Here is an 11,195-nt window from a genome sequence, read left to right on the forward strand (position 1 = left end):
GCTTTCTGTGGCTTATGCCCGTGCAACGCCCTGATAGTAAGGCCTGATCGTGAGGTTTTTCAGGATGTTATCCCTCGCGAAATCGCCAGGAAGAGCAAGTGTTGCAGCAAGATTACCATTGATAGTCGACCAAATTAAGTGGGATTAACAGTCAAATCAACATTAAAACCTCAATATGGCACACATATTGGTTGTTTAGTGGCGTGGCTCAAAGACTCTTAGCCTCGAAGGCCGGTAACAGGCCCGAGGTGCATAAGGCAGGCGGCTGGTGCGCAGGCGCCGTCGCCGGGCTGGGGCAATAGAAGGGCGGGCTTGCGCCGGCCGCATCCAACACCAAGAGCACGCCTTTCGCAGAGAGGCGCTTTTAACAACAAGACTTGGTTTCAGATACAACCAGGGGGAATGTGATGGCAGAGTTCGGGAACTTCGTTATCTATCTGATAATGATCGGTGCAGTGGTAGGCGCGTTCGCTTCGGTGATGAAGCCAGAGAGCGGGCTGGGCAAGGAATTCATCAATGGGATTCATTCGATCGGGCCGGTGTTCCTGGCCCAGGCCGGGATCATGATTTCGATCCCTTACCTGTCGAAGCTGATCTCGTTCGTCCTCGGCCCGTATTTCGCGGCCATGGGCTCGGATGTCTCCATTGCGGCACTGTCGATCATCGCGGTCGACATGGGCGGCTATCAGCTGGCTGATGCGCTGACCGCCAACCGCGACATGTGGATCGCCGCGATGATCGTCGGCTACACCTCCGGTGCGACCATCGTCTACCTGATCCCGGTCGGCCTGACCATGCTCGAGCGCAAGGACCACAAGTACCTGGCCCTGGGGGCGATGGCGGGTCTGATCAGCATTCCGTTCGCCGTGCTGGCGGCGCTGATGATGATCTCGTTCTTCAACCTGCCGGTGCGCGAGATCGTTTCGACCAACGCCGAGGCGGTGCATTACCTGGGGCTGGATTTCGTCAGCGCGCTGAAGATTCTCGCGCCGCTGTTCGTGTTCTGCTTCCTGCTCGCGGCGGGCCTGCGCTATCGCGCAACGATGATGGTGACCGGCTTCCTGATCTTCGGTAAGGCCATGGACGCGTTCATCAAGATCATCCTGGCTTTCGCCATCGTCGAGCACTTCACCGGTTTCTTCAGCAAGACCTTCGGCGTCTGGGGCTTCGACCCGATGTTCGCCGACGAGAAGGAGCTGTTCCGCGCCATCGAAATCGCCGGCTACATCGGCATCATGCTCGCCGGTACCTTCCCCATCTGCTACCTGTTCAACCGCTACTGCAAGAAGCCAATGGCGGTGCTGGGCCGTCACCTGGGCCTGTCGCCGGTAGGCGCGGCGGCCTTCGTGATGGTGCTGGCCAACATCATCGCCGTGTACCACATGTTCAAGAACATGAATGCGCGCGACAAGGTGCTGTGCGTGGCGATGGGCGTCTGTGCCCAGGCCACCATCGGCGACCACCTGGCCTTCACCGCGAACTTCCAGCCGACGCTGATCATGCCGATCCTGCTGAGCAAGTTCTTCGGTGGCCTGCTTGCGGTGCTGATCGCGATCAAGATCTCCGTGCCGGCGGCCAATCGCTACGAGGCGGCCGAGGCGGAGACTGAGGTGAGTGATCCGGCGCTGCGCACGGCCTGACGGTTCCTATCCCGGGGGCCGCACGGCCCCCACCTGCAAAGCAAGAAACGAGGTTTAGCAATGCGTAAGATTTTTCTGGCCTGCCCCTACAGCCATGCCGATGCCGAGGTGGTGCACGAGCGTTTCATCGCGTGCAATGAGGTGGCCGCCGCAATCGTCGAGTCGGGCAATGCGGTCTTCAGCCAGGTTTCCATGTCGCATCCCATCAACCAGGCCTTCGTCGGCAAGGACAGCGCCGCCATCGGCAAACTCTGGGCACCGGTGGACGCGGTGTTCATGGACGTGATGGAAGAGCTGATCATTCTCGACCTGCCGGGCTGGGACTTGAGCTCCGGCATCAAGCGCGAGATCGAGTTCTTCAAGAACAAGGACCGCCGCGTCAGCCTGTGGTCCGAGGTCAAAGCCGAGTTCGTCTGATCGTTGTCCCGCCCTCCTCGCATACGGTGTCGGCAACCGCGTTGGGGGAAGGGATTGCAGAGAAGGTCGAACACACCCTGCGAAGGCCATGCTTTCGCAGGGTGTTTCTTTTTGCGCCGCCTGAAACGGCTGCTGAGATTTTGTAGGGTGGTTCATCCTTGAGCGTCTGGGTGTTGCGCCGTGGTGGACAAGCTTTGCGCTGTCCACCCTACGAAGACCCACATGCAGGATGGGCCGGGCGGCGCTCCGCTTCAGCCCGCCAGAACCGGCTGGTCGACGCTCAATGCACCGCCTCCAGGTCATCGTGCAGCAGGCCGAGGATATGGCGTTTCATGCGGATGAATTCCGGCTCCATGACCACATCCAGGTTACGTGGCCGTTCGATCGGCACGTCGAGGATTTCCTTGATCCGCCCTGGCCGGGCGCCCATCACGTAGATGCGGTCGGCGAGCAGGATCGCTTCGTCGATATCGTGGGTGACGAACACCACGGTCTTCTTGCTGTTGCCCCATACCTGCAGCAGCAGTTGCTGCATCTGCAGGCGGGTCTGGCTGTCGAGGGCGCCGAAGGGCTCGTCCATCAGCAGGATCTGCGGGTCGTTGGCCAGAGCGCGGGCGATGGCCACGCGCTGCATCATGCCGCCGGACAACTGCTTGGGGTAATGCTCGGCGAACTTGGCCAGGCCGACTTCGGCCAGGTAGAACTCGACGATGGTGCGGATCTCGTCCTGCGGCAGGCTGCGGCGCTTGAGGCCGAACTCGATGTTCTGCCGTACCGTCAGCCAGGGAAACAGGGTGTAGCCCTGGAACACCATGCCGCGGTCGGCACCGGGGCCTTCGACCTTCTGCCCGCCGACGTAGATGTCGCCTTCGGTCGGCTCGTTGAGGCCGGCGGTGAGGTAGAGCAGGCTCGACTTGCCGCAGCCGGACGGGCCGACGATCACCGCGAACTGCTGGTCCGGCACCTCGAAGGACACCTTGTCCAGGGCGGTGAAGGTCTCGCCCTTGGGCGACTGGTAGCGCAGGCTTACATTGTCCACGCGCAGGCGCGCGGCGACGTCGGCGTACTCGCTGAGCGCCGGCATGACGTAGGGTTTCTTGGCTAGTGCGCCCATGCGGCAATCCTCAAGCGAAGCAGACGGAACAGTTGATCGGTGATCAGCCCGAGCAGGCCGATGATGGCGATGGCGAGGAAGATCACGTCGACCTGGAAGCCCCGCATGGCCTTGAGGCTGATGTAGCCCAGGCCGCTTGAGGCGGCGACCAGCTCGGCCACCACCAGGTAGGTCCAGGCCCAGCCCATGGTCACCCGCAGGGTGTCGAGAATACCCGGCAGCGAGGCCGGGCCGAGCACGTGCAGGACCACGTCGCGGCGGCTGGCGCCGAGGGTGTAGCTGGCGTTGATCAGGTCTTTCGATACGCCCTTGGAGACGTCGGCGATCATCACCAGTTGCTGGAAGAACACGCCGAAGATGATCACCGACACGCGCTGCTCCAGACCGATGCCGATCCACAGAATGAACAGCGGCACGAAGGAGGTGACCGGCAGGTAGCGGATGAAGTTGACCAAGGGTTCGAGGAACGCCTGGACGATACGGAAACTGCCCATCAGCAGGCCCAGCGGCACCGACACCAACGATGACACCAAAAAGCCGATCAGCACGACTTCGATGCTCGCCAGCACGTGCTTGCCGAGCGTGCCGTCGTTGTACAGGCGCGAGGCTGCATCGAGCACATCGCCCGGCGTCGGCAGGAACATCGACGGCACCACGCCGCCATAGGACAGACCGGCCCACAGGCCGATGACCAGCAGCCAGCACAACGCGCCGGCACCGAGCACCAGCTTGCGTGGCAGCTCGACTTTGGGCGTCAGGCAATGCTGCGCCCAGGATTTCTTCGTGGCCATGTTGCCACCTCGTTTGTTGCGCGAATTCAGGAGGGCAGGCCCGCGTGCAACCGGGAGGCAATGCCCGGTCGCGCGCAGGTCGTTATGGAGGGTTACGGCGTGACGAAGGAGGTATCCACCAGCTCTTCGTACTTCACGTCATACGGCTTGCCTTGCAGCACGCTCCAGGTCTCGTTGGCCAGGCTGATGATGGCGGCGATGTCACCGGTCTTGCCGGGTGTGCCGAGCAGCTTCTCGCTCATGGCCTGGTCGTAGAACTTCACGCCCTTGGCCGCCTCGGCCAGGTCTTCAGGCTTGGACAGGTAGCCGCCAACGCCCTTGGCCATGATTGCGTAGGCCTCCTGGGGATGGGCCTTGGTGTATTCGACGGCCTTGTACAGGCCACGGACCAGTGCCTTGACGTCCTCTGGCTGCTGCTCGATCACCGAGCAGTTGAGGGCCACCACGTCGACGATCACCCCTGGCGTGGTGCTGCTGTCGACCAGGACCTTGCCGGCCCCTTTCTGGCGGACCATGGTCAGGTTCGGCTCCCAGGTCACGGCGGCGGGCACGCGGCCGGCGATGAACGCCGACGCAGCATCGTCGGCGGTCATGTTCTGCACTTCGATATCGGCCATGCTCATGCCTGCCTGCTTGAGCAGGTAGGACAGCCAGAACTGCGAGACCGAACCTTCGTTGACCGCGACCGCCTTGCCTTTCAGGCCCTTGATGTCGGCGATGTCCTTGCTCACCACGATGCCGTCGCCACCGTGGGACTCGTCCAGCGCGGCCACGGCCTTGAAGCAGAAGCCCTTGGAGCGGTACTTGAGGATTTCATCGATGGTCGAGGCCGAGCCGGACAGCTTGCCGGACGCCTGGGCGGCCATGTACATGGACGCTTCCTCGATCACGGTGAAGTCGACGTCCAGACCCTGTTCCTTGAAGTAGCCCAGGTCGCGGGCCAGGTACAGGGTGCCGTAGCCGACCCAGGTGGTATGACCGATGGACAGGGTGCCGGCCTGAGCCGTGGCAGCCATGCCGGTGGCCAGTGCGGTGCAGGCGAAAGCGCGGACGATACGGTGGCGCAAGGACTTGTTCATGAAGCACTCCCACAGCCTGTTGGCTTAGTTCTGATTTACCGTGGGGCAGGATTTGGCCAGTGGCCCAAGCGTGTTGCGCGGTCCGGCCTGGTGGCCGGACCGGGTTCGTTGTCACCCTCTTTGGGGTGATTCCGGTGAGAAACTGTCCGTCGCGTTGGCGCGCGAGTCGTCGAACAGGTTCTTGCAGCCACCTCTTGCAAGGTGGTTGAAGCGGGTTGTCCGGTTACCTCTTTAACGGTGTGGCCTCGGTCCGGTGGCCTACAGCAGTTTCAGTTCGTGCCCGGTGCGGTCCACCGCGCGGCGGGTTTTCTCCACCAGTTCATCCAGCTCGGCGTGGCTGGCGACCAGCGCCGGCGCCATGATCATCCGCCCCAGGGTGGAACGAATGATCAGGCCTTCGTCGAAGCCGACGGTGCGGCAATGCCAGGCGATGTCGTTTTCGTTGGCGAAGCGTTTGCGGCTGGCCTTGTCTTCGGCGAACTGCAGCGCGGCGACCAGGCCGGTGCCTTGCACATCGCCGATCAGCGGGTGGTCGGCAAAGGTCTCGCGCAGCAGCTTCTGCAGGTAAGGGCCGGTGTCGTTCTTCACCTGGCTGACGATCCCTTCATCACGCAAGGCGGTGAGGTTGGCGATGGCCACGGCGGCTGCGACCGGGTGGCCGGCGTAGGTCAGGCCATGGGCGAAGACGCCGCCTTCCTGCACCAGCGCATCGGCGATGCGTTTGGACAGTACCAGGCCGCCCATGGGGATGTAGCCGGAGGTCAGGCCCTTGGCGATGGTCAGGGTGTCCGGTTCGAAGCCGAAGTGCTGGTGGGCGAACCACTCGCCGGTGCGGCCGAAGCCGCCGATCACTTCGTCGGCGCACAGCAGCACGTCGTACTGGCGGCAGATGCGTTGCACTTCGGCCCAGTAGCTGGCCGGCGGGAAGATCATGCCGCCGGCGCCCTGGAAGGGTTCGGCGACGAAGGCGGCGACGTTGTCGGCGCCCAGTTCGAGAATCTTGCTTTCCAGCTCACGCGCCGCCTTGAGACCGAAGGCTTCTTCGCTCAGGTCGCCGCCCTCGGCGAAGTAGTACGGCTCACCGATATGGGCGAAGTCCGGCAGCATGCCGCCCATCTCGTGCATGAAGCCCATGCCGCCGAGAGCAGTGCTACCCAGGGTAGAGCCGTGGTAGCCGTTCCAGCGGCCGATCATGACCTTCTTCTGCGGCTTGCCGACCACTTGCCAGTAGCGGCGTACGGCACGGATCAGCACCTCGTTGGCTTCGGAGCCGGAGTTGGTATAGATGGCGTGGCTGTAGTGCGCGGGCAGCAGGCTGAACAGCAGCTCGGACAGTTCGATCACCCGTGGATGGGTGGTGTGGAAAAACAGGTTGTAGTACGGCAGCTCTTCCAGCTGGCGGGTGGCGGCGGCGTTGAGGTCGGCGCGACCATAGCCCAGCGCGGTGCACCAGAGGCCGGACATGCCGTCCAGGTAGCGCTTGCCGTCGGTGTCCCACAGGTTGAGGCCCTGGCCCTTGGCGATCACCAGTGCCCCCTTCTCGTTGAGCGCCTTCTGGTCGAGGAAAGCATGGATGTGGTGTGCCGCATCCAGCGCCTGGTAGTCCTTGGTGGTGTGCGTCGAGGCCGTCATCGCAGGGCTCCTGATGGTCATCGGGGCCCGGCCTTTTGGCGGGTCCCTGTGGCTTGTTGTGACCGATGGTGCCCCCAAGGTGGGGTTAGGGAAATTATTAAAAATGTCATCGGGACATACGAAAAAGATGCTTACGAGCGCCCCGAAACAGGGCGTTGTGCCAGCTTTTCGTGCGCGCTCGATGGTGCGCTTGCAGGGGCTTGTGCACGCGCCTGGCGCAGGTTCGGGCGCAGGGTGCGTGGGGGCTGGCGTTGCTATCGAGAGGTGCGGTTGGAGGCAGGAGGGAGTGGCGGGTAGCGAATGCAGGGGAGGGCGGATTTCGCGCACCGTATCAGTGCGGTGCGCGCGCCGTTTTCAACCGTTGGTCAGTGCGCCGTACAGCTCTGGGCGTCGCCATTGCATATAAGGAAAGGTTTCCCGCCACTCTGTGCGGCGCGAACGGTCCAGGTCGACCAGGAGCAGGGCGTCACCATTGGCCACTGCGCCCAGGCGCAGGCCGTCTGGCGAAGCCACGCAGGAACCGCCGAGGAAGGCCAGGCCGTTCTCCACGCCGCTGTGGTTGCAGTAGGCGACGAACAACTGATTTTCCAGTGCACGGGTCGGCACGATCAGTTCCGGTACCGCGCGGTACTCCGGGGTCAAGGCGGTGGGGATCAGCACCAGATCGGCGCCGGCCAGGGCATGGCTGCGGACGATCTCGGGGAACTCCACGTCGAAGCAGATCAGCAGGGCGATGCGCCAGCCGTTCAGCTCGACCGGTGCTTCCAGCTGTTCGCCAGGGCTGAACAGCTCGCGCTCCATGGTGCCGAACAGATGCAGCTTGCGGTAGTTGGTCACGCGCTGGCCGTTGGCATCGATGACCTGCGCCGAGTTGTAGGGCTTGCCCCCGCTCGGATTGCGCTCGGCATAGCCATAGCAGACGGCCACGCCGTGGGTGCGGCAGAGGGCGGCAATGCGTTGCGCCGCCGGACCGTCCATCGCCTCGGCGAGTTCGGCCATGGCCTCTGGCACCTGGTAGCCGCCGAGCCATAATTCAGGGCACAGCAACAGTTGCGCACCGCCCGCGGCCGCCGCGCGCAGCTGGGTGTCGAGGGCCGCCAGGTTGGCGTCGATGTCGGCGGGAAAGCCTTGGGTTTGCCAGAGGGCCAGGCGCATGAATGAGGTCTCCTGAGGTGAATCGTGCACGGCTCTTGCAGGCAGGTTACGCATTTCGCGGGCAGCCCAGAACCAACAAAAATATGCTCACTGCCTCGCAAAATGCTTGTTCGCCGCCGTGCCACTGGGGCTATGGTGGGCGCTTAATAAGATTGCCCGGAGGTTTGCGTGGCTTCCTATACCCTGCGTCAATTGAAGTATTTCGTCACCACCGTGGAGTGTGGCAGCGTCGCCGAGGCGTCGCGCAAGTTGTATATCGCCCAGCCCTCGATCTCCATGGCGGTCAAAGGACTGGAAGAAAGCTTTGGTGTGCAGTTGTTCATCCGTCACCACGCCCAGGGGGTTTCGCTCACCCCCAGTGGTGCGCGTTTCTATCGCAAGGCGCAGGAACTGCTGCGCATGGCCCATGAGTTCGAACAGAACGCCCTGGCCGACAATGATGTGGTGGCGGGGCAGATCGATATCGGTTGCTTCGAGACGGTCGCGCCGTTGTACCTGCCGCGCCTGATCGCCGGCTTTCGCGAGCGCTATCCGGGGGTGGAAATCCGCCTGCACGATGGCGAGCAGAAGGAGCTGGTGCAGGGCCTGACCGGCGGCCGCTTCGACCTGGCGATCTTCTACGAGCATGACCTCGACGGCACCATCGAGACCGAACCCTTGATGCCGCCGCAGCGGCCCTATGCGCTGTTGCCGGAGGGGCATCGTTTCGCCGCCCAGGAGCGAGTCTCGCTGCGCGACCTGGCACTGGAACCAATGATCCTGCTGGATGTGCTGCCCAGTCGCACCTACTTCGTGAGCATCTTCAGCGAGCTGGGGCTGACCCCCAACATCGTCTTCAGTTCGCCGTCCATCGAGATGGTCCGCGGCATGGTCGGCCAGGGCTTCGGGTTTTCCGTACTGGTTACTCGGCCGCACTCCAACATCACCTACGACGGCCAGCAGGTCGTGTGTGTCGATATCGACGAGGACGTCACGGGCTCCGGCCTGGTCGCCGGCTGGCTCAAGCGGGCGCAACTGACCAAGCAGGCTCAGCTGTTCGTCGATTACTGCAAGGAAGAGTTGCCGTAGGGCGAGGCTGCAGGAGGCTGTTGCCGTTTTCTGATGGGTGGCCGGATCGAGGCGCAAGCGGACGCTGCAATTGGTGGGCTGAAGCCCACCAATCGGCGCGTCATGAAACGCAAAGGCCGAACGTCCGCAACTGCCTCAAAGCGGCCTGCCTGGAAGGTTGGGCCGGGACTGGATGTTCTGCTGAGCCGATGAGTTAAAGCGAAACGGCAACAGACCCTGGGTTTGCGCACCGGGGATGCCTGGCGCGCACGGTGCCCCCATTAAATATGTAGAGCCTGAAGCTAAAAAGCCTATAGCCGGAGCTTCTGCCCCGTAAGGCCCCGACTTCAGGGGCTGGCAGCTTTTTCCTGTCCAGTGACTACAAAAAACATAATTTCGTGAACCCCTCTGCTCTGAACAGAATGCGGCCAACCCTCACCCACATAGCCGCACCTGTGGAACAACAATGATTAGATCCAGAGCAGGCAAGTCATGACCGACCTGAATCAAAGCGCTTTGCACACGCACACTGACAAAACCGTCGAAATCGATACGCTGGTGGTTGGCGCTGGCCAAGCCGGCGTCGCGATCAGCGAGCACCTGAGCAAACTCGGCGTGCCGCACCTGGTACTGGAGCGCAACCGTATCGCCGAAGGCTGGCGCACGGGGCGTTGGGATTCGCTGGTCGCCAATGGCCCGGCCTGGCACGACCGTTTCCCAGGCCTGGAATTCGAAGGACTCGATCCTGATGCGTTCGCTCCGAAAGACCAGGTTGCCGCCTATTTCGAAGCCTATGCCAAGAAGTTCAACGCACCGATCCGCACGGGTGTGGAAGTGAAGAAAGTGGTGCGCAATACCGACCGCCCAGGCTTCACCATTGAAACCTCCGAAGGGGTGATCCAGGCCAACCGCGTGGTCACCGCCACCGGACCTTTCCAGCGTCCGGTGATCCCGCCGATTGCGCCTAAAGACGAGAACATCACGCAGATCCACTCGGCTGCCTACCGCAACCCGCAGCAACTGCCGGAAGGCGCGGTGCTGGTCGTCGGTGCCGGTTCGTCGGGCGTGCAGATCGCCGACGAGCTGCAGCGTTCCGGCCGTAAGGTCTACCTGTCGGTCGGCCCGCATGATCGTCCGCCGCGCGCTTACCGCAACCGTGATTTCTGCTGGTGGTTGGGTGTGCTGGGCGAGTGGGATGCCGAAGCGGCGCAACCGGGCAAGGAACACGTGACCATCGCCGTGAGCGGTGCCCGTGGCGGCCATACGGTCGACTTCCGTGGCCTGGCCCACCAGGGCGTCAACCTCGTCGGCCTGACCAAGGCGTTCCAGGACGGCAAGGTGACCTTCCAGACCGACCTCGCCGACAACCTCGCCCGGGGTGACGAGAACTACCTGTCGCTGCTCGATGCCGCCGATGCCTACATCGCACGCAACGGCCTCGACCTGCCGGAAGAGCCCGAAGCCCGCCGCACCTTCCCCGAGCCGGACTGTGTGACCAACCCGATTCTCGAGCTCGACCTGGCCGAAGCCGGTATCACCTCGATCATCTGGGCCACCGGCTATGCCGTCGACTTCAGCTGGCTGCAGGTCAATGCGTTCGATGCCAACGGCAAGCCGAAGCACCAGCGCGGCGTGTCCAGCGAGCCGGGCGTTTATTTCCTCGGTTTGCCATGGCTCTCGCGCCGCGGCTCCACCTTCATCTGGGGTGTTTGGCACGATGCCAAGCACATTGCCGACCACATCGCCACGCAGCTCAAGTACCTCGACTACCGCGATGCCAGGCAGCGCCAGGTGCAAGGCGGATCGTCCGCCGAATCCTGATGGTGCAAGACCTCATTCGCCCGTTCACGAAACTCGAATAGTGGAAGTAAGTTGATGCCTACTCATACCCGCATCCGTATGTTCAACACCAAAGATACGTACCCCAATCAGACGCTCGACAATGACCTGTGCCAGGCGGTTCGCGCCGGCAACACCGTCTATGTGCGTGGCCAGGTCGGGACCGATTTCGACGGCCGTCTGGTTGGCCTGGGCGATGCGCGTGCCCAGACCGAACAGGCGATGAAGAACGTCAAACAACTGCTGGAGGAGGCCGGCAGCGACCTGTCCCACATCGTCAAGACCACCACCTACCTGATCGATCCGCGCTACCGCGAAGACGTCTACCGGGAAGTGGGCAAATGGTTGAAGGGTGTGTTCCCGATCTCCACGGGTCTTGTGGTTTCGGCGCTTGGCCAGCCGCAATGGTTGATGGAAATCGATGTGATTGCAGTAATCCCTGACGATTGGCAGCCGACCCAGGCCTGACGAGAAGGGGGCG

10 protein-coding genes are annotated in these 11,195 nt (G+C 62.7%); 5 read left to right on the forward strand and 5 right to left on the reverse strand.

Annotation, left to right across the window (positions count from 1 at the left end; genetic code table 11):
* Positions 1 to 407 precede the first annotated feature (407 nt).
* Both eutH and ACWPW0_RS03115 read left to right on the forward strand, forming a co-directional pair.
* On the forward strand, positions 408 to 1,640 hold the full coding sequence (gene eutH, locus ACWPW0_RS03110) for an ethanolamine utilization protein EutH (protein WP_447588906.1): 1,233 nt from the start codon (positions 408 to 410) through the stop codon (positions 1,638 to 1,640).
* Between the two features lie 60 nt (positions 1,641 to 1,700).
* Positions 1,701 to 2,057, forward strand: a complete 357-nt coding sequence (locus ACWPW0_RS03115) for a DUF1937 family protein (RefSeq protein ID WP_454254391.1) — start codon at positions 1,701 to 1,703, stop codon at positions 2,055 to 2,057.
* Between the two features lie 280 nt (positions 2,058 to 2,337).
* Here the strand turns inward: ACWPW0_RS03115 and ACWPW0_RS03120 are convergent, their stop codons facing one another.
* The 5 genes from ACWPW0_RS03120 to ACWPW0_RS03140 all read right to left on the reverse strand — a co-directional run bounded on the left by ACWPW0_RS03120 (position 2,338) and on the right by ACWPW0_RS03140 (position 7,828).
* Positions 2,338 to 3,171 (reverse strand): ABC transporter ATP-binding protein, encoded by an 834-nt coding sequence (locus ACWPW0_RS03120; RefSeq protein ID WP_447588909.1) that lies wholly within the window; start codon positions 3,169 to 3,171, stop codon positions 2,338 to 2,340.
* Complete coding sequence (locus ACWPW0_RS03125) at positions 3,159 to 3,962, reverse strand: ABC transporter permease (protein WP_447588911.1); 804 nt, start codon at positions 3,960 to 3,962, stop codon at positions 3,159 to 3,161. The genes ACWPW0_RS03120 and ACWPW0_RS03125 overlap by 13 nt, the downstream gene beginning before the upstream one ends.
* Positions 3,963 to 4,054: 92 nt before the next feature.
* On the reverse strand, positions 4,055 to 5,041 hold the full coding sequence (locus tag ACWPW0_RS03130; protein WP_447588912.1) for an ABC transporter substrate-binding protein: 987 nt from the start codon (positions 5,039 to 5,041) through the stop codon (positions 4,055 to 4,057).
* Positions 5,042 to 5,299: 258 nt separating this feature from the next.
* Positions 5,300 to 6,673 carry an aspartate aminotransferase family protein gene (locus tag ACWPW0_RS03135; RefSeq protein ID WP_447588913.1) on the reverse strand — a complete coding sequence of 458 codons (1,374 nt, stop codon included), beginning with the start codon at positions 6,671 to 6,673 and terminating at the stop codon, positions 5,300 to 5,302.
* Positions 6,674 to 7,027: 354 nt separating this feature from the next.
* Complete coding sequence (locus ACWPW0_RS03140; protein WP_454254392.1) at positions 7,028 to 7,828, reverse strand: carbon-nitrogen hydrolase family protein; 801 nt, start codon at positions 7,826 to 7,828, stop codon at positions 7,028 to 7,030.
* Between the two features lie 168 nt (positions 7,829 to 7,996).
* Here ACWPW0_RS03140 and ACWPW0_RS03145 point away from each other — a divergent pair, with 168 nt between their 5' ends.
* The 3 genes from ACWPW0_RS03145 to ACWPW0_RS03155 all read left to right on the forward strand — a co-directional run bounded on the left by ACWPW0_RS03145 (position 7,997) and on the right by ACWPW0_RS03155 (position 11,182).
* Positions 7,997 to 8,896 carry a LysR family transcriptional regulator gene (locus tag ACWPW0_RS03145; protein ID WP_447588916.1) on the forward strand — a complete coding sequence of 300 codons (900 nt, stop codon included), beginning with the start codon at positions 7,997 to 7,999 and terminating at the stop codon, positions 8,894 to 8,896.
* Between the two features lie 471 nt (positions 8,897 to 9,367).
* Positions 9,368 to 10,696, forward strand: coding sequence for a flavin-containing monooxygenase (locus tag ACWPW0_RS03150; protein ID WP_454254393.1), 1,329 nt, complete (start codon positions 9,368 to 9,370; stop codon positions 10,694 to 10,696).
* Positions 10,697 to 10,750: 54 nt separating this feature from the next.
* Complete coding sequence (locus ACWPW0_RS03155; protein WP_447588918.1) at positions 10,751 to 11,182, forward strand: RidA family protein; 432 nt, start codon at positions 10,751 to 10,753, stop codon at positions 11,180 to 11,182.
* Positions 11,183 to 11,195 lie beyond the last annotated feature (13 nt).

It is taken from the genome of Pseudomonas sp. Marseille-Q8238, assembly GCF_965111915.1.